Here is a 26,219-nt window from a genome sequence, read left to right on the forward strand (position 1 = left end):
TTAAATTTTACGCTCCAAAAATACTAATTATTTTCATTATAGAACGTTATTTCTATGTATCATGTTTATTAAGGCACAAAAAAAGCAGGACAAAATTTGTCCTGCTTTATATTTGATTGTAATGTTTTAAATCTTTAGGTTAGTTCCCTCCAAATTTGAAACCTACACCTACCTGAATGAAGCTGTTAGTTGTTTTCGCATTACCTTCAGGGTGTTTTGCCAGGTTAGAAACTCCAAGGTTATATCTTGCATCAAAGAATAAACCATTTTCCAAAGCATACTCAGCACCTAAGAAAGGAGCAATATTTAAACTACTTGTCTGGTCTTTAATATCAACTTCCTGATCAGCATTAATCTCAAACCCCGGAAGGCCAATTCCGAAATCTGCAGTATATTTTGCTTTAGCAGAAAGAATCACCCCAAAACTTGCTCCTGCAGAAACAGATAACCCTTCAGTAATGAAGTATTTAGCAGAAACAGGAATCAATAGGGTATGAAGAGTTTGCTTTGATTTAAAGTTTAAAAATGTAGTTGGATCATCCGGATCAGTTTCAGCTACTTTCACTTTACCTCCTAGTGGAGAATATAAAAGCTCTCCTTGGATACCAAAGTTATCATTAAATTTATATTCTACAATTCCCCCAACATAAAATGTATGTACAGGATCTGAAGTTTCAGAATGACCATCAGCTTTTAGTTTTAGAGTAGAATAAGAGTATCCTGCTTTAGGACCGAATTTTAGAGACTGTGCACTTGCATTAACTCCCAATACAGCTACGGCTGCAATAAGTAAAAGTTTTTTCATTAGTTAATTAGTTTTTTTAATTAAGGCTTGCAAAACTAATTATTTTTTTCAAATTAACAAATTTTAAGACAACTTTTGAAGGTTAACAAAAGGTTAACGGAACTTTTACCTATCGAGAATTAATCATTTCTCAGCCTTTTATCCTCATCATTATATGCCAGAATAATCTTTCTTACAACAGGATGCCTCACCACATCTTCTTCTGTAAGATGCACAAAACCAATTTCTTTCACTCCATTCAAAATCCTCATAGCTTCTTTCAATCCGGATTGTTGATTCTTCGGAAGGTCAATCTGGCTTGGATCTCCTGTAATGATAAACTTTGCATTCATTCCCATCCTTGTCAGAAACATTTTCATTTGAGCATGGGTTGTATTTTGAGCTTCATCAAGAATTACAAAAGCATCATCAAGGGTACGCCCTCTCATAAAGGCTAGCGGAGCTACTTCAATTACTTTCTTCTCCATAAATCCTTCCAGCTTTTCATGCGGAATCATATCACGAAGTGCGTCATATAAAGGCTGCAAATACGGATCCAGCTTCTCTTTAAGGTCTCCCGGTAAAAACCCAAGACTCTCCCCTGCTTCTACAGCGGGTCTTGTCAAGATAATCCGTTTTACTTCCTTATCTCTTAAAGCTCTTGCCGCCAATGCTACACTGGTATACGTTTTTCCTGTTCCGGCAGGCCCAATGGCAAAAACCATATCTTTTTTCTCTGTTTCTTTAACCAATTTTTTAAGATTGGTAGTTTTTGCTTTAATCACCTTTCCATTTACTCCTTTTACGATGATATCCTGGTCAAAGATGAGTTGTTTTTCATTTTCATCTTTAATATTCAGAAGATTTTCAACATCTTTCAACCCTATTGAGTTGTTTTTCGAAATAAATTTTACAATATCATCCAGTTTTTGCTTCAGTATATCTAAAGCTTCCTGATTTCCCATTGCAAAAATATAATGGTCTCTTCCCGTAATTTTAATCGTAGGGAAGCTTGATTTTAATAAGTTGAAATATTGGTTATTAACTCCATAGAAGATTTTCGCATCGATATCTTCCAGATCATAGGTCAATTCAAACATGCAGTATTTTTATTTTTAGATTTTAAAATTAAAGCTTTTTTTCAAATTTATATCAAATTCTTTTCAACAATCTTTCGGGCTTTCTTTTTATTTTAAATAACTTTGCAAGACTACACTATTCTATAAAATTGCTCATGTCAATTATTACCCTTACTTCGGATTTCGGAAATTTAGATTACAGAGTTGCCGCTGTGAAAGGTAAAATTCTGTCTCTAAATCCTGAGGTTAATATTATTGATATAACCCACGACATCCAGGCATTCAATCTTATACAAACCTCATATATTGTAAGAAATGCTTATAAATATTTCCCAAAAGGAAGTATTCATATCCTTTCTGTGGACAGTTTTTACCATAAATCAAGAAAAAATATTCTTTATAAAGCTGATGGTTCTTACTTTCTGGCTGCAGACAACGGTCTCTTAAGTCTGATCTTTTTTGATATTAAACCGGAGGCAATCTACGAAATCACACTGAATAACCGTTTTGATGATATTATTAATTTCACTTCTACGGATATTTTTGTACCGGCAGCTGTACATCTTGCCAACGGAGGTCTTCCTGAAGTAATTGGAAGAAAGATAGATACTGCTAAGCAACTGATGTTCCCAAGGGCTGTTTATAATGAATCTGAAGGAATGATTATTGGTGAAGTAACTTACATTGATAATTTCGGAAATATAATCTCAAATATCAATCAAGATTTCTTTGAAAATATCAGCAAGGGATACAGTGGTTTTACTATAAAATTCAGAAACCTAAGCCTTTCAAGAATATTTTCCAGCCATACAGAAGTAGTTTCAGACTGGGAAAGGGAGACGGAATTCCATGGGCAGTCTGCAGCAATCTTCAATGACAGCCAGCTATTGGAACTTACAATCTATAAAGGAAGCAAGAAAAACGGAGCTAAAAGCCTGTTTGGATTGAATGTAGGTGAAAATATCTATATTGAATTCATGTAAAATTATATATTTCATAAAAAAACCGATTTTTTTTATATATTTGTCAAAATCTAAAAATCAAAAATGGCAGAATACAAATTATTGCTTCCTTCCATGGGAGAAGGGGTTATGGAAGCGACAATTATCACTTGGTTATTCAATGAAGGTGATAACGTAAAAGAGGATGACTCTGTAGTAGAAATTGCAACAGATAAAGTAGATTCAGACGTTCCGACACCAGTTTCGGGGAAAATCGTAAAAATTTTAAAGCAAAAAGATGAAGTTGCAAAAGTAGGTGAGGCCATTGCTATTTTAGAAATTGAAGGAGAAGGGTCTGCTTCTGAGGAAGTAACCACTGAAACACCGGCAGCTACTCCGGATACTGAAACTTTAAAAGCCATTGAGCAGCCTTTACAAACTACTGCTACATCCAATGTAGAATTCTCAGGAGATCTTTATCTATCTCCACTTGTAAAATCAATTGCACAACAGGAAAATATTTCTGAAACCGAACTAAAATCCATCAAAGGAAACGGTTTAGAAGGAAGAATTACTAAGGAAGATATATTAGCATATGTTGCTAACAGAGGAAGCCAGCCTGCTCAGCAAGCAGCTCCGGCACAGGCAGCCTCTACTCCAAAACCTGCAGTTTCTGCTCCGGCAGCGACAATTTCTGCAGGCGCAGGTGATGAGATCATTCCTATGGACAGAATGAGAAAGATCATCGCTGAAAACATGGTAAAAGCAAAACAAATTGCTCCCCACGTTACTTCTTTCATTGAAACAGACGTTACCAACGTTGTAAAATGGAGAAACAAAAACAAAGCGATCTTCGAAAAGCGTGAAGGTGAAAAACTTACTTTCATGCCTATTTTCGTAAAAGCTGTAGTAAAAGCAATTCAGGATTTCCCAATGATCAATGTTTCTGTAAGTGGTGAAAATATCATCAAAAAGAAAAATATCAACATCGGTATGGCAACCGCTCTGCCAGACGGAAACCTTATTGTTCCTGTAATCAAAAATGCAGACCAGTTATCTCTTTCGGGTCTTGCTAAAGCCATCAATGATTTAGCTTACAGAGCAAGAAATAAGAAATTAAGACCAGAAGATACTCAAGGAGCAACGTATACTATTTCTAACGTAGGAAGCTTTGGGAACCTTATGGGAACTCCAATTATTCCTCAACCACAGGTTGCGATCCTTGCCATTGGAGCTATCGTTAAGAAGCCTGCGGTTCTTGAAACAGCAGATGGTGATGTAATTGCTATCAGAAACTTAATGTTTATGTCTCATTCTTATGACCACAGAGTGGTAGATGGATCTTTAGGAGGAATGATGTTGAAACATGTTCACGACTATCTTGAAAACTGGGATCTGAACACGGAAATATAAGTAATAAGTAATCAGCAATGGGTAGTTTACTTGATGCTGATTATATACCAGATATAAAACCTTCGATTTTTGATCGGAGGTTTTTTTTATTTCTCACTAAGTATCTTTGAATTGAAGAGTAATACAACTGTAGGTTGAATTGTCTTATATAGAACAGAACCCATTACAATTACTTATGAAACAATTCATTTTGGTCACATTCGCTTTAAGCATTTCGGTGACAGCCTATTCTCAGAAAGCTGTTTCATCAGCATTAATAGATCAATACGTAAAAGAAGTTATTAAAATCAACCAGATTCCCGGTTTGGCTATTGGTATTATAAAAGATGACAAGATCATTTTTCAACAGTATTATGGTACGGAGACCCTTGAAAATAACAAAAAGGTTGATTCAAATTCAATGTTCAGAATATATTCTACATCAAAGTTAATGTCAAATATTGGTATTTTTCAATTGATTGAAAAAGGTCAGTTATCTTTGGAAGACAACCTCTCAAAGCATCTTGAAAATTTACCTAAAGAATGGCAGGAGGTGAAGATAAAAAATTTATTGACTCATTCTTCGGGAATTCCTAATCTTATTGCTTTTAATGATCTTTCAGCAGATGATTCTAATGCTAAAGTTTTTGAACGGCTGACAAAAGAAAAAATGGAATTTAAAACAGGAAATCAATTCAGGTATAATCAGACAAATTACCTTCTTCTTACCATGATTATTGAAAAAATAACGGGACAGTCTTTTGAAAATTTCATCCTGAACAATCAGTTTTCCGATTCTAAAAACGAAATTGTTTTTTCTTCAAACGCTATCGAAAAAATACCTAAACGTGTTGTAAAATACAATTACAATCCCGAGAAGAAGCAATACGAAAAATCTACTGATATTAGCGGAACAAGAGCTCATTCGGCCAACGGAATAGCGATAACACTTCCTGCATTTTTAAAATGGAGCATTCATCTTAGTAAAAATGATTTATTAAATCAAAAAACAAAGGAAATGATGTGGCAGCCCTTTGATTTTGGCAATAAAAAAGATGTTTTTGCTTATGGCTGGGATATCAATAAGGTAAACAATATCACTTCTTACGCTTTTTCTGGTGGAAATGTAAGCGCCTATAAAATTTACCCACAGAATAATATGGCTATCATCATGATGTCTAACGGATATAACTTATTCCCTATTCAGTATAGGATCATTAATCATATTGCTTCTATGATTGATAAAAATCTAACAGATGATTATTCATTGGCAGATGAAACCATTATTTCTGAATTTTCTAAAAAGAATAATCCTGATGCGGAGAAAATCTATTATTCCATAAAAGTAAAAAATCCAAAGTGGAATTTTGAGAACACCCTGAATGATATAGGTTATATTTTACTGAGAAATTCAAGAATTGATGAGGCTGTTAAGGTTTTTGCTTTAAATGCTAAGGAAAATCCACAGTCGGCAAATGCTTTTGATAGTTTGGGTGAAGGCTATTTTTATGCTAAGAATTACGTTTTGGCTTTAGATAATTATAAAAAATCATTAGCAATAAATCCTGAAAATACCAATGCTGAAAAAATGATTCATACAATAGAAGACCTGATAAAAAAGAAATAATTTCTGCTTTATCTCGATCAGAACTTTGTCTAAGTATTATTGTATTGCATTGACAATAGCTGATTAGAACCCGTTAGTATATTTAAAATAGCAATCCTTCGGTTTTTAATCGAAGGTTTTTTGTTGGATTTCTGTCTTAAAATTTTATCTTTAAACAAACTATTAGGAGTGGAATTAGGTTTCAAAATAGAGATTAAAAATAATATTGCGGACTTAAGAACACCTAAGATGTTGAACATTGATAATGCTTTAATAGTTTCAATTTTTTAGAAGAGCCCTAAATGTTAGTTTATTTGCCGTAATTTCATCCCTCAAAACCAACAAATGCTGAAAATCCTTGTCCTTATTCGAACATCCCTGAAAAAATCATTTGATAATATCCGGAATGAACAGTTGAAAAACAACCTTCTTCAGGCTATTCCTTTCTGGATAGGGTCTGTGATTACAGGTTTTTTTGCAGTATTATATGCTCAGATATTTGCCTGGGGTGAAAACCTTATGAATTTTATCTTTGACTGGCATGCATGGATGATCTTCATTATTGCTCCTATTGGATTTGTGCTTTCCTGGTGGTTGGTTAAAGAATTTGCACCCAATGCTAAAGGAAGCGGTATTCCGCAGGTGATGGCGGCTGTGGAACTTGCCAATCCTAAAGAACATAACAAAATCAGAAGCCTTTTAAGCTTAAAAATCATCTTCTTTAAAATTATTTCTTCTGTTGTTTTGGTGATTGGTGGTGGTGCTGTAGGTCGTGAAGGACCTACAATTCAGATCGCGGGTTCTGTTTTCAGAAAGGTTAATGAATACCTTCCTGATTGGTGGCCTAAGATCTCTAAGAAAAACATGATCATGACAGGTGCCGCGGCCGGACTTGCCGCAGCTTTTAACACTCCTCTTGGAGGAATTGTATTTGCAGTAGAGGAATTATCCAAAACACACATCAACTACTTTAAAACAGCTTTATTTACAGCGGTTATTATTGCTGGTCTCACGGCCCAAACGTTAGCTGGATCTTATTTATATTTAGGCTATCCAAAAACCAATGACGTTTCTCTAATGGTGATGTTTCCCATCGTACTTGTAGCAGCTACAGCCGGAATTATGGCCAGCCAGCTTTCCGTTATTATGCTAAAAATTAATGGCTGGAAAAAGAAAACACTGAAAACAGATAAAGCGAATGTTGTATTTTTGATTGTATGTGCTTTAATCATTGCATCGATCGCCTATTTTATCAATAGGGAAATTCTAGGATCAGGAAAAGAAATTATGGAACGGGTACTTTTTACAAAAGATAAACATGAAGACTGGTATGTTCCCATTTTAAGAATGCTTGGTCCTGCCCTATCTTTTACTTCCGGAGGAGCCGGTGGTATTTTTGCACCAGCCCTGACTGCCGGAGCAAGTATTGGTTCTGTTATTTCAGGGGTTATTCATTTAACTCCCAATGAAACCAATGTAGTCATTTTAGGTGGAATGGTAGCTTTTCTTACCGGAATTACACGTGCCCCATTTACATCAGCCATCATTGTACTAGAAATGACTGACAGGCATTCTTTAATTTTTCATTTAATGCTTGCCGGCATGGTTTCTTCTATTGCTTCAATCTTGGTAAGCAGACATTCCTTATATGATGTATTAAAAGTAAATTTTCTAACAGAACTCCGGAAAGACTAAACATATTAATTAAAAAAGACCTGTTTTACAGGTCTTTTTTAAGCATTATCTTTAAATCTTTCATGGCCTCTAAAACATCAGCTGCCACTTCATAATCAGTAAGTTTAATCACCAACTTACTCAATTCTCTTTTAGATTTTGTAATTTTATAGGTAACAATATTTAAATATGCAATATTATCTTTTCTTTTTGACGGGTCATGAAAAGCCACTACTTTGCTAAGATCCCAAAAGTCACCTGCATGAATAATCTTACCTTTAGCATTCAATGAATTGATCTTAATATTTTCTCCATCAAACTCAGCATTCAGAGACAAATCATTTCTGTCACGGTCAATTCCGTACTCATTGATCTTCGCAATGATCAGGCTTTTGGCTTCATCTACGGTTTTATATTTTCCTAAAATTTCAGTTTTTCCATTGCTATAGGTTATTTCGTAGACTTCCGATTTATCCATAGAATGGTTTGGACCATCAGGATTATCCAATTCCTTATAAGTAATATTAGAAGGGCCAATTTCTATAAGTTTAACATCTACAGAATTTCCGTTCTTTTTGGTGATTTTGTCCTGAGAATAAAATAAACTTCCCGCCAGGAGTAATGGTAATACGTAATAATTAATTTTCATTGTATGATAAATTTGTTTTTCTGATTAAAAGTCAAAACCAGAATGCAAAAATCAGTCCTCAACAACAAAAAGCAATCGCAAATCTGGCTATATTAAATTAGAAATAAAAGTATGCTTTTAAAATCCTGCAAATCAGCATTAAAAAAATCATATTTTTTTTTAAAAAAAAAGTCAATGATAATAAGTGTTTACACTATTTCAATATTTATTATCCTTGGTTTAAATGTTTTATAGTTCAATAATATTATCCCTTATTAATACCGGGCAACTTTTAATCTATCCCACTTAACCTTTAACTATTCGATAGAAACTATTGCATATTACAAATATATTCTCTAATTTTGCACCTCGAAATAATTAACAAATATTTTAACATTATGAACAATTACGAAACTGTTTTCATTTTAACTCCCGTTCTATCTGAGTCACAGGTAGAGGAAGCAGTGAACAAGTATGTAGATCTTATCAAAGAAAAGAACTGCGAAATCGTTGCTAAAGAAAACTGGGGATTAAAAAAATTAGCTTACCCAATCCAATTGAAAAAGAATGGGTTCTATACTTTAATCGAATTTAAAGGAGAAGGTTCTGTAGTAGCTGACTTAGAATTAGCATTCAAGCGTGACGAGAGAGTAATCCGTTACCTTACTACAAAACTTGACAAGCATGCTATTGAGTACGCTGTAACAAGAAGAGCTAAAGTAAAAGCAGCTAAAGCTTAATTAATTAACCCTATTTTTTAAAAAAGACAAGACATGGCAATAGATGAAATGGCTAAACAAGCCTCAGCTGGAGGAGAATCAGAAGTAAAATTCCTTACTCCACTTGATATCAACACAAAATCTGAAAAGAAATATTGTAGATTCAAAAAATACGGAATTAAGCACGTTGATTACAAAGATGCTGATTTCTTATTACAGTTTGTAAACGAGCAAGGTAAAATCTTACCAAGAAGATACACTGGAACTTCTTTAAAATACCAAAGAAAAGTTTCTGCTGCTATCAAAAGAGCAAGACACCTTTCTTTACTACCTTACGTAGCTGACTTATTGAAATAAGACAAAAAATAAATAAAAGAAGAGAGCAATCTCTTCTTTTGTTGCTGAATAAATAATTAATTCTAACTTGATTTTAGACACAACTCTAAAATCTTAAAAAAGGACAACAACAATGGATATCATCCTAAAACAAGACGTAGAAAACTTAGGACTTGAGTTTGATACAGTAAGCGTAAAGCCAGGTTATGCTAGAAACTTCTTACTTCCTCAGGGAATTGCACTTTTGGCTACCCCTAAAAACAAAGCAGCTCTTGAAGCAACTTTGGAAGCTAGAAAAGAAGAAGAAGCTAAATTAATCGCTGCTGCTAACGCTGTAGTAGATCAATTGAAGAAAACTTCTATCACTATTCCTGCAAAAGTAGGTTCTGGTGATAAATTATTCGGATCTATCAACAATGCAGATCTTTCTGCTGCTCTTGCTAAAGCTGGAGTTTCTGTAGAGAAGAAATACATCAAAATCCCAGGGAACACTATTAAGAGAACTGGTAAAGTAACTGCAAACATCAGATTACACAGAAACGTTGAGTACAATTTCGAATTCGATATCGTATCTGACGCTCCAGTTGTAGCTGCACCTGCTGCAAAGAAAGAAGAAGCTAAATCTGAAGAAGCTTAATAAGCGACTGAGATTTTCTCACCATACAAGACCACTTCATTTATTTGAAGTGGTTTTTTTCTGATCAAAAAATCCCCTCTTCAGAAAAGAGATACAGAAAATTCTAACAAGCAATAATATAAAATATTTTCATCCCATATCTCTAAACACGCGTCACAATTCTCTCGTTCTAAACCCCTCAAACTATCTATCCCCTCTCAGTTTCTGCTGATATTCCGTTGGAGCTACTCCAATTACTTTTTTAAAAATATTGCTGAAAGAAGACAAGCTGTTATAGCCAACCATCATTGCAATCTCATACATATTATATTTTCCTTCCAGCATTAATTCTAAAGAACGGGTAATTCTTAAAGCTCGCAGGAAACGAACGTAATTCATGCCCAAAATCTCCTTGAATTTTCTAGAAAGAGTTCTTGTACCCATACCGAATTCTTTAGCTGTAGATTCGATTGTTAGGGGTTTTTCAAGGTTGGCATGAATATATCTGGCAATCTTTAATAATGTTTCATCTTTGGGAAAGGGATGCTGTATTGGAAATGCCAGATGTTTGTGCTTTTTTTCTTGTAAAACACCTTTAAGTGCTTTGAGAAAATAATATTTAGATTGATCATTTTTTGTCACTTTTCCATTCCAATCTTTGGTGTATAAAATCATCTCCCTTAGTAATTCATTGACAGAATAAATATTAATTTCATCAAAAAAGCCATTTTTATCAGCTTCTTTTTTAAAATAAAAATTATACAGATCCACTTTTGGGCTGGTAGAAAAAAGATAATGTGGTGTACCAGCAGGAATCCACATGAAACATCTTGCGGGAAGATACCAGTGTTTCAGATCTGTAAAGACATGTACAATACCTCCTTCTGCATATACCAATTGGGCAGAACTATGATAATGGATATCTGTAGTAACATTTCCGGTAAGGACATGATATATGTAAAATTCGGCATCATCGTCTTCTACTTCTTTAAAATGACTGTCATTCATGAAATAAAGATAGGAAGAATTTTTAAAATGGCGCAAATGAACAAATCTTTTTCTGTTTTCACAAATCGTGTCCACCAACCATCGTCGTAAATTTGCAGTATCAAAATCATCTTAGCAAAAATCCTTTAATTAATTTATGAATATGATATTTAACGCATGCCGATATCGGTGCATCGCGTTGTGCTTATTATTGAGCAACTTTTTACACTCACAAATGATAGACTACCAACACCTTGGTCTGCAACAGGCTATAGAAATTGGTTTAAAAAATAACAAGAATATCCAGATCAGTCATTTAAAACAGGAAATGTCTGTTACAAATGAGAAGGATCTGAAAATGGAAAAACTTCCAGATATTGAATTTCATACCAGTTATAATCAGGTGACCAATCTTTTTCAATACCAGGATGGCGTATTTAATAAACCTACAAAATACGATGCGATCAATGGAATGTATGATTTTACGCTATCTGCATCTATTCCTGTTTATATGGGTGGCAAAATAAAAAATACAGAGAAAAAAGCAGCCATTGATACTGAAATTTCAACTTTAAAAACACATCTGGATGAGAGACAGCTTAAAATGGAAGTAATTACCGCTTTTCTTCAAATCCATCATTTAAAAGAACAACAGTCGCTTATTAATGATAAGATGAAAGAAGATTCGGTGAACATTAAGCAAGTAAAAGCATTAAAAGCTAATGGAGTAGTTACCGTGAACGAAGTATTGAGAACTTCATTACAGCTTTCTAACCACAAAATGAGCTGGACAGAACTGGATAATGATATACAGATTGCAGAACATAAGCTGAAAACTATTCTTTCTCTTCCGGAACAGCAGGAAATGCATGTGGATACGGAGGACCTGATCTCTGATAAAGCAGCAATCCCTTATATTGAAGAGTTAACAGAGACAGCCTTAAATAAAAATGAATCGGTTGAAATTACTCACAAGAATCTTTCATTAAAAGAGCTGGATCAGAAAATCACTAAAGCCAATTATTTACCCAAAGTAGTTGCTGGTGGAGAATATTTCTTAAAATATCCGAACATGATGTTCTTTCCGCCTGAACCTTATGCTTACCGTTTGGGAATGATTGGCCTGAACCTTACCTATCCGATCGAAAATCTGTACAAAAACAAATACAAAATGCAGGAAGCCAGAGAAAACATTGATCTTGCCAAACTACAGATTGAGGAAAACGAAGAAAAGGTAAGACATACTGTGTATGAGGCATACAAAAAGTTTGAAGAAACTGATCAAAAAGTAAAAATTGCAGAAGAAGCAATTAATCAGGCTAAGGAAAACTATCGTATTGTAAGAACAAAATATGTGAATAAACTAAGCCTTATTACTGAATTGATTGATGCAGACAATACGTATCTGGAAGCCGAATCTAATCTTATTTCCGTAAAAATTAACAGACAATTAAAATACTATCAACTCCAATATACGATTGGAAACTTATAAAAACTATGGCACAGAAACAACTGACACAAAAGGAAAAAAGAATCAATAAAACCATTACTTTATTGGCATGGATTCTTATCATCAGCGGAGTCACGGGAATGGTAAGCTTCTATCTTTTTTCGAGAAAAAATGTTACAACCAACGATGCACAGATCGAACAATATATCACTCCGGTTTCCAGTAAGGTTTCAGGCTTTATCAAAAGCATTAAGTTTAATGAAAATCAGTTTGTACACAAAGGAGATACACTCATTGTTATTGACAACAGAGAATTTGTCAATCAGGTACATATGGCTGAAGCGAATCTCACTACTACTACTGAAAATATTACAACCATTCAAAGCAGTGTAAACACAAAACAAAGTGATACGAAAATTATTGATGCTAAAATTGCTTCTGCAAGAATTGATATCTGGAGAACTGAACAGGATTACAAAAGATACAAAAATCTTCTATCAGAAGATGCCGCTACAGAACAGGAATTTGAAAATGTAAAAGCATCTTATGAACAATCCAAAGCAAATCTTCTAGCCCTGGAACAGCAAAAAAATGCGGTAAGAGCAGGCGCTAATGAGCAACAGACAAAAGTAGCACCAGCTAAAAGCCAGATTCAACAGAGTTCAGCCAGTCTTAATAATGCTAAATTATTCCTTTCATACACTACAATCACAGCTCCTTATGACGGCTGGGTAGGAAAAAAAACGATTCAGGAAGGACAGCTTATTAAAGAAGGACAGGCATTGGTACAAATCGTAAGCAAAGAAAAGTGGATTATTGCCAACTATAAGGAAACTCAACTTGGTCAGATCGATCAAAACAAGGAAGTCATTATCACTGCAGATGCTTATCCAAATATTGAGTTCAAAGGAAAAATTCTTTCTATATCCCCTGCATCAGGATCTCAGTTCTCTCTTATAAAACCGGATAATGCAACAGGAAATTTCGTAAAAATTGAACAGAGATTTCCTATAAAAATAATTCTGGATAATAGCAAAGAAAATGAAAAACTGCTTTCAGGAATGAATGTTCTGGTGAGCGCTAAGAAGATTTAGAGTATTAGAGTATTAGAGTATTAGAGTATTAGAGTATTAGAGTATTAGAGTATTAGAGTATTAGAGTATTAGAGTATTAGAGTATTAGAGTATTAGAGTACAAAAATATTTGGTTTTACTATCGTTTTCAAACTCTCATATTTTCAAATCTTCAAATTATTTTTTCTGCGAAAAGGCAAAACCGCAAAATACAGATCTGCTCATTTTTTCTTTAAGCATATTTGTCATTTTCCCTTTTACTTTTACCCCTTTGCCCTTTTGTCTTTTCGCATTTTCATTATAACAATTAGCTAAAAAGTGAATTTATCCATTTTATTAGCTTTCTAAACAACTATGCAACACAATACAGTTTATCATAAATGGTTACCACAATGGTTGAAATTGCCTCTTCTCATAATGGCTTTATTTCCGCACATTATGTTGTTATCATTACTGCATTCCAATAGTGCCTTTACATCCTCTTTTATGGATGTAGATTCAGACGATATTCAATATTTAATGATGCTGATGTATGGAACTTTTGTAGTCACACTTTTGGTATTACAGCGATTCATGTCTTATTTCAGTGTAAAATATTATGTCTTGCTAATGTCTTCTGTTTCAGTTATTCTTCTTTATATCTTATCCGTCACCAATGATTATCATGTAATTCTGGTGATCCGTTTTTTAGAAGGATTCTTCGGATTGCTGGAAGGTGCTATTTTTCTGCCATTAATCATAGCTGAATTAAAAACAAGACATGCTAAAGTGATTGCTTATCTTTTCATGTATGCACTTATGCTGACAGGAGGAACAGTAACTACAACCTTACTTAAATCAAGCATTCAAGATTATAACTACCAACATATGATTTTAATGATGGCCTATTTCCATGTTTTTGTCTTGATTTTAGGCTTCGTCATTTTCAACAGAAATCGTTTCTTTCCTAAAAAACCATTATACCAAATGGATATTCCAAGTTGGTTTTTCCTTTGGGTTTGTCTTCAAGCCGGGGCCTATGCTATTGTTTATGGAAAAAGACAGATGTGGCTTGAGTCTGATTCTATCATTATTTGTTTGTTTATATTTCTCATTTCCGGAGGTTTGTTTATGTTGAAACAAAGGAATTCAAAACGCCCTTTATTTCATTTTGAAGTTTTCAGTTCTAAAAATGTGATTGTGGGAATGATCCTGTTTTTCATCTTTTATCTTATTCGTTCAGGGTTAAATAATGTATACAGTATTATGGCAACGGTATGGAAATGGCCATGGGATTATATTGTCAATATCCAGTACTGGAATGTGGCAGGAACACTGATCGGAGTACTTTTATCAGGAATTTGCCTGGTTCGTGGTGTTTCTTCCAGAATTGTATTTTTTACAGGTTTTCTTTTACTGGCAATAGACTGTGCCTGGTTTACCTACACCTTTTATCCTGATACCACACTTACAACCATCTGTCCGCCTTTATTCCTTCAGGGAGTGGCACAAGGTCTATTATTTACTCCTCTCGTATTCTTTCTGATTTCAGGAATGCCGGAAGAATATGTGGCGAACGCCAGTGCAATGGGAACTACTACCCGTTTCTGGGCTACTGCCATTGGATATGCTTTAATGCAAAATGGAATATTATTTTTAACGTTAAAACACTCGGATGTCTTAAGCTTCAATCTTACAGATACCAATCCTGTTTTCTACAACCAATGGAACCAGATTTTTGGAGCCAATATCTCAAAACTTCCGGTAAATGAATCATTATCGATGACAGCAGGAGCTTTTAAAGCAAAAATAACCGCTCAATCTATCCTGCTTTCCAATATGGAGATATTCACAGGTTTATTCTGGCTCGCTTTCGTTACAGCTCTCCTTTTACTGCTTTACCATCCGGTTAAAATAGCAGTAAGGAATATTATGTAATGAAAAAAGGAAGATAGAATTTCTTAAAGTATTAAATAACCTGTGACTTCGGTTCAGATTAAGGCAATTTCTTTATTCTTAACGCAATGTTCGCAAAAGCTCACAATAAAATACTTTATAAACGTTCACAAGGGCATTTCACTTAGCAAAGGGTCTTTGCTGAATGAAGTCCCTTTGCAAACGGAAAATAAGCAGTATTGAAATTATCTTAGTGATCATGGCGTTTTAAAATCTATACAATCTTTAAATGACCAACTTTGGCCGGTTTCTTGTTGCATCCCTCTCATTATCATCACATCAGTACTTTAAAAAGCCATCGTATGGAAATTGAAAAAATTTTACAGAGCCAAAGAGACTTTTTTAAAACACAGCAAACCAAAAGTATTGCCTTCAGAAAAATGTATCTTGAAAAGCTCAGAAGCCTTATCATTTCCAACGAAAGCCTATTATATGAGGCTATTTACAATGATTTTGGAAAATCTAAATTTGATACCTTCACCACAGAAATCGCATTTGTTCTGAATGACATTGATTATTATCTGAAAAATCTAAAGTCATTTGCAAAGCCCCAAAAAGTAAGTACAAATCTGGCGAATCAGCTTGGAAAAAGTAAAATTTACTCTGAACCTTTGGGTAATATTCTGGTCATCGGAGCATGGAATTATCCTTATCAATTATCCCTCTCTCCTATTATTGCGGCTATTGGTGCCGGAAACTGTTGCATTTTAAAACCCAGTGAAATTGCTGAAAATACGATGAAGGCGATGTCTACTATCATCAATAAAAATTTCCCCCCGGAATATCTTTATGTATATGAAGGTGGTATTGATGAAACTACAGAACTTCTGAAGCTAAAGTTTGACAAAATATTCTTTACGGGAAGTACTAAAGTGGGAAAAATAGTATACAAAGCTGCAGCAGAACACTTAACACCTGTTGTCCTCGAACTGGGTGGAAAATCACCAGCCATTGTTACTAAAAATGCCAATCTTGACATTGCAGCTAAAAGAATAGTCTGGGGAAAATTCCTGAATGCCGGTCAAACCTGTGTTGCTCCTGATTACTTATTGGTAGAAGAAGCCGTTCAGGAACAGTTTCTGGAAATGTTGAGAAAATACATTAAAGAATTTAAATATAGCCCGGATTCGGAACAGTATACAAAAATCATCAATACAAGAAATTTTCAACGATTGATCAGTCTTATTGATAACGAGAAAATCTACTTCGGAGGAAATTCTGATGAACAAAAACGATATATAGAACCTACTATTCTTCACAATATAGATTGGAACGATCTTATCATGCAGGAAGAAATTTTCGGACCGCTTTTACCGGTTATCGGTTTTAAAAATTATAACATGGCTTTAAATGCAATATTGGAACTGGAAAAACCTCTGGCAGCTTATCTTTTTTCCAATAATACTGAAGAAAAGGAAAACTTTACCCAAAGATTATCTTTTGGAGGTGGATGTATTAATGATGTTGTGATGCATTTAAGTAATGATAACTTACCGTTTGGAGGCGTAGGAAACTCAGGAATAGGAAATTATCATGGAAAATTCGGTTTTGAAGCATTTTCTCATCAAAAATCTGTTCTGGAAAAAGCTACATGGGGCGAACCTAATATTAAATATCCACCTTATTCTGAAAAAAAATTAAGCTGGATTAAAAGATTTTTGTAATTCTTAAAGATCTCAAAATCACATCCACTCTTTTGTGAAAAATAAAAAAGGTTATTTCTATTTGAAACAACCTTAGTATTATTTTTATGCTTTTGGCTTCCAAGTCTTGAAAAACTCTTTTACCTTGTCCTTACTGTACCCTTTTCCTTCTTCGAATACATCACTCTGTTGAACTTTAATCATTTTACCGTTTTTATCTAAAACGATAAATACAGGATATCCGAATTTTTCACCAGGATTATCATATTGAGCAAAAACTTTCTCATTTTTGTTATCCGGAGAATAATTCAGGTGATAGTATAAATAGTTTTTATCTACTAATTCTTTCAATTCAGGAGTTCCCTGTACAAAGTTATTAAATCGAAGACACCAGATGCACCAGTTTCCGCCAGCCTGAAGTATAATATTTTTTCCTTCTTTCTTCGCTTGGGCTACTAATTTATTAATATCTGCCTGTGCATCAGCTTTTGGATTATATGGTTTAGGAAGTTTTGCTTTTTCTTCTGCAGCTTTCTTCTTCGCATCCAACTCTGCATGATCAGTTTTTACCAAAAGCGTATTATCTCGTACTTTTTCTTCTTTCGGTATATTGGTATTCTGTGAAAAGCCTAATACACTTAATCCCAGAAAAGCTAAAATTGCTGATTTTTTCATAACATAAAAATAAAAAAAAATTACTTATCTCCCTACAAAAATAGAACCATAATTTTATTATCACTAAATTTGCCTGTTTTATGAGCTTTTTAATCAAAATATTATTTTTCATCTCAAAACTTCCGCTTAGAATATTATATATTTTTTCGGACGTTATATTCTTCTTAAATTACTATCTTGTAGGTTATAGAAAGAAGGTGATTACCCAAAACCTTAGAAATTCCTTTCCTGATAAATCTGAGGACGAGATCAGACAAATTCGAAAAAAATTCTATGGCAATTTTTCCGATTATCTGGTAGAAACTATCAAATCATTCAGCATTTCTGAAACTGAAGCCAGAGTCCGAATGCAGCACATTAATCAGGATCTGTTTCACGAAGTGAAAGCGGAAGGTAAAAATATCATTTTACTTGCCGGCCACGTCTTTAACTGGGAATGGATTAATGCTTTGGCAAAAATAGTCCCACAAAAGCACTGTCATCCCGTCTACAGAAAAGTAAACAGTAATTTTTGGGAAAACCAGATGAAAAAGGTTCGTAATAAATTTGGGAATGAAGCACTGGAAGCTAATGAAGTCATCAGAAATATATTCAAATCGCCTAATAACGGTGATTCTATCTATATGTTTGTGGCAGATCAGACTCCACATTTTTCTCATGTTACGTATGGTTTAGAATTTTTAAATCAACGAACACCTGCTTTCATTGGTTATGATAAATTAGCTACCCGAATGGATCTTGCTTTTATTTATTGTGAAATGAAAAAAGTAAAACGTGGGTATTACCAGGTTAATTACTACAGAATCTATCCGGATCAGGAAAAATTTACGGAGCATGAAGTGGTAAGAAAATTCCATAAAATGCTTGAAAATACCTTACATAAGCATCCGGACAATTATCTTTGGTCCCACAGAAAGTGGAAGTATCAGGATTCTATTAAGTTTCTTGATTCTGAAAAAAATTAGATGTACATGCAGAAAAAACTGGCAGTTGCCATCTTAAACTGGAATGGGAAAAATTGGCTGGAAAAATTTCTTCCGAGTGTAGTTCAATTTTCTCAAAATGCAGATATTTATGTTATTGATAACCTTTCTACAGATGATTCTATAGCATATCTGAACACGCATTTCCCTACCGTAAAAATTATTAAAAATGATAAAAACTACGGATTTGCCGGCGGATATAATGAGGGGTTAAAGGCAATAACCAATCAATATTACTGCCTTCTCAATTCTGATGTAGAGGTTACTGAAAATTGGATAGAACCCCTATTGGCTCTATTTGAAAAAGACACTAAAATTTCGGCTATTCAACCTAAGGTTTTATCCTTTAATAATAAAAATTTCTTCGAATTTGCAGGAGCTGGGGGCGGGCTGATTGATAATCTAGGTTATCCTTACTGCCGAGGGCGTATTTTTGATGATCTTGAGGAGGATAAAGGCCAATATGACGATGAAACAGAGATCTTCTGGGCATCGGGATGTTGCTTTTTTATCCGTTCCAAAGATTTTTGGGAACAGAAAGGTTTTGATGAACGATTTTTTGCCCACCAAGAAGAAATTGACCTTTGCTGGAGGCTTATCAATTCAGGAAAGAAGATCTTTTATACCGGAAAGTCTAAAGTGTATCATGTAGGCGGGGGAACTTTAAATAAACAAAGCGCTCAGAAAACCTATTTAAACATCAGAAATAACTTGTCTATGATGCTTAAAAACTTACCATTTCCTAAGCTGATCTGGCTGATCTTTTTCAGACTTTGTCTGGATGGTATCGCTGGAATCTATTTTGGATTAAAACATGGTTTCCCTCACCTTTGGGCCGTTGTAAGAGCACATTTTGGTTTTTATGCCCAACTTCCCGGAACATGGAAACTTCGTCAGAAGCATCATAAAGATCAATTCTATCAGTCAGAATGGCTGATTTTTAAACATTTCTTGGGCGGAAATAAAAAATAATAGAAAGGCTAGAAATGTTCTCAGTAGAATATTTTTAGATAAGAAGTGTTACAACTGACTAATATCAAACTATACATTTTAAATATCAAATTATCTCAATGGATTTCTGTGCAATAGATTTTGAAACGGCCACACATGAAAAAAGCTCTGCATGTGAGATGGGAATCTGTGTAGTACAGGACTCTACAATTGTAGAAACCAAAACATGGTTGATAAAACCTCCTAGTTTTCCTTATTTCAGTAAATTCAATGTTGCTGTACATGGGATACAACCTGAAGATGTACAGGATGCTCCTACCTTTGATGAAATTTGGTATGAGGCACAGGAAATGATGTATGGAAGCTTAATGATTGCTCACAACGCAGGTTTTGATGCTTCTGTTTTAAGAGGCTGTCTGGAACATTATGGCATGTTTACCCCACAACTCAACTATCTGTGCAGTATACAGCTTGCAAAGAAATCATGGAATTATCTTCCAAAATATGGACTAAAGCCACTTGCCGAATACCATAACATCAAGTTCAATCACCACAGAGCGGGTGCTGATGCAGAAGTTTGTGCAAAGATATCTTTATTGGCATTTGAGAAACTCTTCCTCACCAGTAATGATGAAGTAAATGAATATATGAAGGCAAAAATTAAAAAGCTCTAATAATACAGCTAACAGACCCGGGTTCCGGTACCTGCATCAGTCATTTTCTATGACAAAAACTATTTTAATTACTTAGTACTTCAGAGAGCAAGTTAAATTTTGGGATATCAATCTCAAAAGTCTCCTGTGTTTCTAGGTTTTTAACCAGGTATTTTCCACTCATATTTCCTACTCCGGAACGGAGCATTACATTGGAGAAATAAGCGAAATTTTCACCGGTTCCTATCTCTGGAGTCAGGCCGATAATTCCATCCCCTATAATCTCTGTGAATCCGAATCCTACATCAAAGATGAGCCATTTTCTTTTCAGTACTTTTATAGGAAAGCTTCCGTCATTTTCTATGGTGATATTGTACTTGAAAACATAACGGTTTTCGGATGGATAACTGTTTTTACTATCATATTCAGGTATTACTGAAACTTTGATATTGGAAGTCATTTTTGAAAACATCATTGTAGTATTTTCTTAATAGATACAAAAATCTCGCCTTTTTTAAGGCGAGATTATATATTTGCGTTATAATTTTATTAAAAACTATAATCCAAGGCCTTTTCTTTCATCACCTCCCATTAATACCTGAACAGGATTGTCAATACCTTCTTTTACCGCTACAAGGAATCCTACAGATTCTTTTCCGTCGATAATTCTGTGGTCATAAGACATTGCCACGTACATCATTGGTCTGATTACAACTTGTCCATCAACAGCAACTGGTCTCTGGATAATGTTGTGCATTCCTAAGATTGCAGATTGTGGTGGGTTGATGATTGGTGTAGACAGCATAGATCCGAAAGTACCACCATTTGTAATGGTGAAAGTACCACCAGTCATTTCGTCAACTGTAATTTTACCGTCTCTTACTTTGGTAGCAAGATCTTTGATGTTTGCTTCAACTGCGCTGAAAGACATATTTTCTGCATTTCTCAATACAGGAACCATTAATCCTTTAGGACCAGAAACGGCAATTGAAATATCACAGAAATCATAGTTTATTTTGAAATCTCCGTCAATTGATGCATTTACATCAGGATACATTTCTAATGCTCTTGTAACCGCTTTTGTAAAGAAAGACATGAAACCAAGTCCAACTCCATGCTTTTGAGCAAATTCTTCTTTATATAGTTTTCTTAATCTGAAGATTTCAGACATGTCAACTTCGTTGAAAGTTGTTAACATTGCTGTTTCATTCTTCACAGAAACTAGTCTCTGAGCTATTTTTCTTCTTAATACTGAAAGTTTAGTTGTTGTTGTGGATCTAGAACCTGTAGCCGTAAGAGGACTTCCTCCTAATGCAGGAACTGCAGCTAATTCAGCATCAGTCTTAGTGATTCTTCCGTCTCTTCCTGTCCCTGAAACCTGAGCAGCATCCATTCCTTTTTCATCAAGGATTTTCTTAGCTGATGGAGATGGAGCTCCTGTAGCATAAGTTTGTGGAGCAGCAACCGGAGCAGCTGGTTTTGGAGCTTCTTGTTTAGCAGGTTCAGCCGCTTTTGGAGCTTCTTCCTGTTTTGGAGCTTCAGCAGCAGGTGCAGCACCTTCTGGTCTTGCAGCATCCATATCAATTAAACAAACTACCTGACCTACTTGTACCACATCACCTTCTTCTGCTTTTAAAGTGATAATCCCACTTTGTTCTGCAGGCAATTCAAGAGTTGCTTTGTCTGAGTCTACTTCTGCGATAGGCTGATCTTTTTCTACATAATCACCATCTTTTACTAGCCAAGTTGCAATTTCAACTTCTGTGATTGATTCGCCCGGTGAAGGAACTTTCATTTCTAAAACTGACATATCGAGTATTTTTTATTTTTTAATTGGATATTATTTAAATTAAGCTGTAACGGGTCTTTTTGCTGGAGCATCATCTCTATCAAAAACTCTGTTGATTACTGCATTTTGGTTTTTCTCAAACATTTTGTGGCTACCTGGAGCCGGAGCACCGCTTGGTACCGGGGATACTACCTGGATACCTGTATCTCTGAAGTTTCTCAGGATATAAGACCAAGCTCCCATGTTTTCAGGTTCTTCCTGGGCCCACACCAATTGTGTTCTGTTTTCGTATTTGTTGAAGATTGCTTCAATAGCATCTGTCTGAAGTGGATATAACTGCTCAAATCTTACTAATGCAATATTTTCACAGTTCAATTCTTCTTTCTTCGCTAATAATTCGAAGTATAATTTACCTGAACAAAGAACTAACTTTTCTACTTTTTTAGGATCTGCACTTGGATCATCTAAGATTGGCTGGAATGTACCTGTTGCGAAATCTTCAAGTGGAGAAACTACTTTTGGATGTCTCAATAAAGATTTAGGGCTCATTACGATCAATGGCTTTCTGAACCCCCATTTCAATTGCCTTCTCAATAAGTGGAAGTAGTTGGCAGGAGAAGTAATATTGGCTACTACCATGTTTTCATTAGCACAAAGTGTTAGGAATCTTTCCAATCTTGCTGAAGAGTGTTCCGCACCCTGACCTTCTGAACCGTGAGGCAATAACATTACCAATCCGTTCTGAAGTTTCCATTTTTCTTCTGCAGCAGCTAAGTATTGGTCAACGATAATCTGAGCACCATTCACAAAATCACCGAACTGAGCCTCCCAGATGGTTAAGGTATTTGGAGATGCCATTGCATATCCGTAATCGAAACCTAAAACACCATATTCTGAAAGGTGAGAGTTGAATACATCAAATCTACTTTCTGAAACGTGTCTTAACGGGATATATTCTTCTTCTGTATCTTCTGTTTTTACAACGGCGTGTCTGTGGGAGAATGTTCCTCTCTCCACATCTTCTCCTGAGATTCTTACATTGTGACCTTCTACAAGTAGTGTTGCATATGCTAACCACTCTCCTAACGCCCAGTCTAATGAATCTCCTTCAATAGCTTTGATACGGTTTTCGAACAGTCTTGTAATCTTGTTAAGGAATTTTTTATCAGCAGGAAGCGTAGACATTTTAAGTGCTAATTCTTTCAATTTAGCTAAGTCATATTGAGTATCAACCTGCGATTGAACAGCTCCTCTTTTTCCAATTGGATAGTTCGTCCAATCATCAGCCATAAACAAATCCATTACGTTTTTCTCAATTTCCTTAGAAGCGTCAAAGTCCTTATCTAACAGTGCTTTGAATTCCGTTTCCATTTTAGCAATTACATCATTTGAAGTAATACTATCCTTAAGTAATTTTTCTTTATAAATTTCTCTTGGATTCGGGTGCTTTGAAATTGTTTTATATAGATTAGGCTGAGTAAATCTTGGCTCATCCCCTTCATTGTGACCGTATTTTCTATATCCTAAAAGGTCAATATACACATCTTTTCCGAATTTCGCTCTGAAGTCAGCAGCAAAATGGATGGCGTGAACTACAGCTTCTGCATCGTCAGCATTTACGTGCATTACAGGAGATTCTGTAACTTTTGCAATGTCTGTACAGTAGGTTGAAGATCTTGCATCCATGTAGTTTGTTGTAAATGAAACCTGGTTATTTACAACGATATGAACTGTACCTCCTGTTCTATAGCCTTCCAAAGTCATCATCTGAGCTACTTCGTAAGCAATACCTTGCCCTGCAATAGCACCATCACCATGAATGATAATTGGTAACACTTTAGAATAGTCTTTGTATTTATCATCTACTTTTGCACGGCAAATACCCTCTACTAAGGCAGCTACAGTTTCAAGGTGAGACGGATTAGGCGTAAGGTTGATACTCACTTCTTCTCCTGAAGCAGTTTTGATCTTTTTAGATGATCCTAAGTGATATTTAACATCACCTGAGAATACATCCTCTTCAAATTCTTTACCTTCAAATTCTGAGAAGATCTGCTTGTAAGACTTTCCGAAAATATTGGTTAAAACATTTAATCTTCCTCTGTGAGCCATTCCTAGAACAACTTCATCAACTCCTAATTGAGAAGATCTTGAGATCAATTGATCTAAAGCTGGGATTAATGTTTCTCCACCTTCTAGTGAGAATCTTTTCTGACCTACAAATTTTGTATGAAGATAATTTTCAAAGGCTACAGCCTGATTTAATTTTAATAAAATCTCTGTTTTTTCGTTCGCAGAAAGGCTTGGGTGGTTTTCATTTACCTGAAGCCATTTTTTGATAAAATCTTTTTCTTCAACGTTGTTGATGTATGTATATTCTACTCCGATAGAATCACAGTAGATATTCTCAAGGTGTTTGATAAGGTCTGCTAAAGTAGCAGGCTCTTTCATCCCTGTTTCAACGGCACAATTGAATTTTGTATTTAAATCTGCTGTAGATAGACCGAAGTTCTCGATATCTAAAGTAGGTGTATAGTGTCTTCTTTCTCTAACTGGGTTTGTTTTTGTAAACAGGTGCCCTCTTGTTCTGTAAGCCTCAATAAGGTTTACTACCTTAAATTCTTTCTTGATGTGTTCAGGAACTTCTCCGGTTGATACTGCCTGAGAAATCTGTTGTACTGCCGGAGCAGCGTTGGCCGGAGCCTGAATAAATTGAATGTTATCGTCATCTCCATAGTTCTCCAAAGCAAAATCGAAGCCTTGAAAGAAAGCTTTCCATGATGGCTCTAAAGAATCCGGGAATTTTAAGTATTGTTGGTATAAATCCTCAATTAACTGAGAATGAGCTGCGTTTAGGAATGAAAATCTGTCCATTATTACAGTTTATCTATTTATTAAAATTTATTTGTAGAATTAATCTTCAAATTTAATAAAAAAAACCGAGTTAGAACAGTCTGAAACCGTTAAAAAAACTTAAGAAAAAAATAATTAAAAAAAAATTACTTATACACTGATAATGAGAGCTTAATGTTCACATCCTGACCTTCCATTGGACGTTCAATAAAGGTCTGGCGGATATCTCCGAAGCGCATCTCATCTTTTTTGGCTTTCAGAATCAGCTGCTGAATTGCCTTAATTCGGCCTTCATAGCTGCCTTTGTAGTACATTACGTAGTTTTGTGATGGGTTTACAGACCTAAAACTAAAGTTATTATCAGAGACTCCAATTTTCTTGGAAAGTGGAATTCCCAGGAAGTAAGAAACTTCTTTGTCTTTATAGTTATCTGCATCGGTCATCAAGACCGGATAGCCGAATTCATCATCTCTTTTACCAAGGTCCATCGATACGAAATTATACACTTTGTTATAATTCATCACGATATTTTTGTAAAGGGCATCTTTTTTATTAGCTGTACTTACATTGATACCTAATAACAGCTTATCTTCTTCATTTTCCACCATCAGACTGTCATATTTGATGGCTGCCATCTGATTGTCTTTTTCAACCTTATTTCCTAAAGAATTTTTAAGATTAACCATACTTTTGTTGATATTTTCAGCAAAACGGTCCTCTGTCCAGAAGTTCTCTACTCTTCGCCAGACAGAAAGTTTAGGCGTATGTACATACCACGTAATTTTAGTCTTTTCAGCAGAAACAGGCTTAAATTTAACGTCAACCAATGTCGGATTTTCATTTTCATCCTCAAAAAGCTGATATTTTAGAGTCTTATTAAGATTCTCATAAAGGATGAACATTTCACCATCGGTATCATTCTGTTTGTCTACATAGCTAATGGCACTCCCCTGTCCTTCATAAGGCGTATAATAGTCTATATCCATAGATTGTGAACTGGTAAAAAAGTTGTTCCATCTTGTAAAGCTCTGGAGATTATTGAACTGAGCAAAAACTTTATCTACCGGGTAATCAATTTCTTTCTCCACGGTGAAATTCTTGCTTTCATCCACAAAATAATACATAGAAGCAGCATAAGCACCTCCCAAAAGAACAATAAGGACAGTTAGATATTTAAAAATACGCATAGCACAAAAGTAATACAAATAAAAAAAGTGACCAATATGCCGATCACTCTGGTTGTATGTTTAACAATAATTAACCTAGTTAAAGGCTGGAAGCTGGATAATGAAATATGTAAACCACTGTTATTATAACAATTACCAATAATTCTTTGATTAAAATTAGGTGCTGATAAATTTTACCCCATTGTCATTGGCTACGTCGAATCTTTGATTTCCTGCGAAGGAAGAATCTCATTTATAGTTTAGATTCTTCATTTCACTTCTTTAC

At 34.8% G+C, this 26,219-nt stretch carries 23 protein-coding genes; 14 read left to right on the plus strand and 9 right to left on the minus strand.

What is annotated here, in order from left to right; genetic code table 11:
• Positions 1-139: 139 nt before the first annotated feature.
• Positions 140-805 carry a porin family protein gene (locus tag EL260_RS14820; protein WP_123856082.1) on the minus strand — a complete coding sequence of 222 codons (666 nt, stop codon included), beginning with the start codon at positions 803-805 and terminating at the stop codon, positions 140-142.
• A 119-nt stretch (positions 806-924) separates the two neighbouring features.
• On the minus strand, positions 925-1,884 hold the full coding sequence (locus EL260_RS14825) for a PhoH family protein (protein ID WP_123856083.1): 960 nt from the start codon (positions 1,882-1,884) through the stop codon (positions 925-927).
• 134 nt (positions 1,885-2,018) lie between these two features.
• Here EL260_RS14825 and EL260_RS14830 point away from each other — a divergent pair, with 134 nt between their 5' ends.
• The 4 genes from EL260_RS14830 to EL260_RS14845 all read left to right on the plus strand — a co-directional run bounded on the left by EL260_RS14830 (position 2,019) and on the right by EL260_RS14845 (position 7,497).
• Positions 2,019-2,846, plus strand: coding sequence for an SAM hydrolase/SAM-dependent halogenase family protein (locus EL260_RS14830; protein WP_123856084.1), 828 nt, complete (start codon positions 2,019-2,021; stop codon positions 2,844-2,846).
• Between the two features lie 63 nt (positions 2,847-2,909).
• Complete coding sequence (locus tag EL260_RS14835) at positions 2,910-4,217, plus strand: dihydrolipoamide acetyltransferase family protein (protein WP_123856085.1); 1,308 nt, start codon at positions 2,910-2,912, stop codon at positions 4,215-4,217.
• 175 nt (positions 4,218-4,392) lie between these two features.
• Positions 4,393-5,823, plus strand: coding sequence for a serine hydrolase domain-containing protein (locus EL260_RS14840; RefSeq protein WP_123856086.1), 1,431 nt, complete (start codon positions 4,393-4,395; stop codon positions 5,821-5,823).
• A 324-nt stretch (positions 5,824-6,147) separates the two neighbouring features.
• Positions 6,148-7,497 (plus strand): chloride channel protein, encoded by a 1,350-nt coding sequence (locus tag EL260_RS14845; RefSeq protein ID WP_123856087.1) that lies wholly within the window; start codon positions 6,148-6,150, stop codon positions 7,495-7,497.
• A gap of 25 nt (positions 7,498-7,522) precedes the next feature.
• On the opposite strand, the gene EL260_RS14850 is transcribed toward EL260_RS14845, so the two are convergent.
• On the minus strand, positions 7,523-8,125 hold the full coding sequence (locus EL260_RS14850; protein ID WP_123856088.1) for a hypothetical protein: 603 nt from the start codon (positions 8,123-8,125) through the stop codon (positions 7,523-7,525).
• Between the two features lie 377 nt (positions 8,126-8,502).
• Here EL260_RS14850 and rpsF point away from each other — a divergent pair, with 377 nt between their 5' ends.
• The 3 genes from rpsF (at position 8,503) to rplI (ending at position 9,796) form a co-directional block, all read left to right on the plus strand.
• Positions 8,503-8,844 carry a 30S ribosomal protein S6 gene (gene rpsF, locus EL260_RS14855; RefSeq protein WP_068943529.1) on the plus strand — a complete coding sequence of 114 codons (342 nt, stop codon included), beginning with the start codon at positions 8,503-8,505 and terminating at the stop codon, positions 8,842-8,844.
• Between the two features lie 33 nt (positions 8,845-8,877).
• The gene (gene rpsR, locus EL260_RS14860) at positions 8,878-9,180 is read left to right on the plus strand and encodes a 30S ribosomal protein S18 (RefSeq protein WP_034706728.1); all 303 of its coding nucleotides are present in this window, start codon (positions 8,878-8,880) and stop codon (positions 9,178-9,180) included.
• A gap of 112 nt (positions 9,181-9,292) precedes the next feature.
• Positions 9,293-9,796, plus strand: coding sequence for a 50S ribosomal protein L9 (gene rplI / locus EL260_RS14865; RefSeq protein WP_123856089.1), 504 nt, complete (start codon positions 9,293-9,295; stop codon positions 9,794-9,796).
• A gap of 183 nt (positions 9,797-9,979) precedes the next feature.
• Here the strand turns inward: rplI and EL260_RS14870 are convergent, their stop codons facing one another.
• Positions 9,980-10,783, minus strand: coding sequence for a helix-turn-helix domain-containing protein (locus tag EL260_RS14870; RefSeq protein WP_123856090.1), 804 nt, complete (start codon positions 10,781-10,783; stop codon positions 9,980-9,982).
• Positions 10,784-10,997: 214 nt separating this feature from the next.
• Here EL260_RS14870 and EL260_RS14875 point away from each other — a divergent pair, with 214 nt between their 5' ends.
• The 4 genes from EL260_RS14875 (at position 10,998) to EL260_RS14890 (ending at position 16,884) form a co-directional block, all read left to right on the plus strand.
• Positions 10,998-12,254, plus strand: coding sequence for a TolC family protein (locus EL260_RS14875; protein ID WP_123856091.1), 1,257 nt, complete (start codon positions 10,998-11,000; stop codon positions 12,252-12,254).
• A gap of 5 nt (positions 12,255-12,259) precedes the next feature.
• A complete protein-coding gene (locus EL260_RS14880) occupies positions 12,260-13,306 on the plus strand; it encodes an HlyD family secretion protein (protein WP_123856092.1) in 1,047 nt (348 codons plus the stop codon).
• Positions 13,307-13,771: 465 nt separating this feature from the next.
• Positions 13,772-15,202, plus strand: coding sequence for an MFS transporter (locus EL260_RS14885; protein ID WP_232534812.1), 1,431 nt, complete (start codon positions 13,772-13,774; stop codon positions 15,200-15,202).
• 296 nt (positions 15,203-15,498) lie between these two features.
• Positions 15,499-16,884 carry an aldehyde dehydrogenase gene (locus EL260_RS14890; protein WP_394343548.1) on the plus strand — a complete coding sequence of 462 codons (1,386 nt, stop codon included), beginning with the start codon at positions 15,499-15,501 and terminating at the stop codon, positions 16,882-16,884.
• An 84-nt stretch (positions 16,885-16,968) separates the two neighbouring features.
• Here the strand turns inward: EL260_RS14890 and EL260_RS14895 are convergent, their stop codons facing one another.
• Positions 16,969-17,538, minus strand: coding sequence for a thioredoxin family protein (locus EL260_RS14895; protein ID WP_123856095.1), 570 nt, complete (start codon positions 17,536-17,538; stop codon positions 16,969-16,971).
• A gap of 80 nt (positions 17,539-17,618) precedes the next feature.
• On the opposite strand from EL260_RS14895, the gene EL260_RS14900 reads away from it, so the two are divergent.
• The 3 genes from EL260_RS14900 (at position 17,619) to EL260_RS14910 (ending at position 20,146) form a co-directional block, all read left to right on the plus strand.
• Entirely contained in the window at positions 17,619-18,503 is an 885-nt protein-coding gene (locus EL260_RS14900; protein WP_123856096.1) for a lysophospholipid acyltransferase family protein, read from the plus strand.
• A 6-nt stretch (positions 18,504-18,509) separates the two neighbouring features.
• Entirely contained in the window at positions 18,510-19,493 is a 984-nt protein-coding gene (locus EL260_RS14905; protein WP_123856097.1) for a glycosyltransferase family 2 protein, read from the plus strand.
• A 98-nt stretch (positions 19,494-19,591) separates the two neighbouring features.
• Complete coding sequence (locus tag EL260_RS14910) at positions 19,592-20,146, plus strand: 3'-5' exonuclease (protein ID WP_123856098.1); 555 nt, start codon at positions 19,592-19,594, stop codon at positions 20,144-20,146.
• A 64-nt stretch (positions 20,147-20,210) separates the two neighbouring features.
• Here EL260_RS14910 and apaG read toward each other — a convergent pair whose 3' ends face one another.
• The 4 genes from apaG to EL260_RS14930 all read right to left on the minus strand — a co-directional run bounded on the left by apaG (position 20,211) and on the right by EL260_RS14930 (position 25,954).
• Entirely contained in the window at positions 20,211-20,600 is a 390-nt protein-coding gene (gene apaG / locus EL260_RS14915) for a Co2+/Mg2+ efflux protein ApaG (RefSeq protein WP_123856099.1), read from the minus strand.
• 81 nt (positions 20,601-20,681) lie between these two features.
• Positions 20,682-21,935, minus strand: coding sequence for a 2-oxoglutarate dehydrogenase complex dihydrolipoyllysine-residue succinyltransferase (gene odhB, locus EL260_RS14920; RefSeq protein WP_123856100.1), 1,254 nt, complete (start codon positions 21,933-21,935; stop codon positions 20,682-20,684).
• A 39-nt stretch (positions 21,936-21,974) separates the two neighbouring features.
• The gene (locus tag EL260_RS14925) at positions 21,975-24,788 is read right to left on the minus strand and encodes a 2-oxoglutarate dehydrogenase E1 component (protein ID WP_123856101.1); all 2,814 of its coding nucleotides are present in this window, start codon (positions 24,786-24,788) and stop codon (positions 21,975-21,977) included.
• A gap of 125 nt (positions 24,789-24,913) precedes the next feature.
• Positions 24,914-25,954 carry an SRPBCC domain-containing protein gene (locus tag EL260_RS14930; RefSeq protein WP_123856102.1) on the minus strand — a complete coding sequence of 347 codons (1,041 nt, stop codon included), beginning with the start codon at positions 25,952-25,954 and terminating at the stop codon, positions 24,914-24,916.
• Between the last annotated feature and the right edge of the window lie 265 nt (positions 25,955-26,219).

Source organism: Chryseobacterium nakagawai (assembly GCF_900637665.1).
Lineage (GTDB): Bacteria > Bacteroidota > Bacteroidia > Flavobacteriales > Weeksellaceae > Chryseobacterium > Chryseobacterium nakagawai.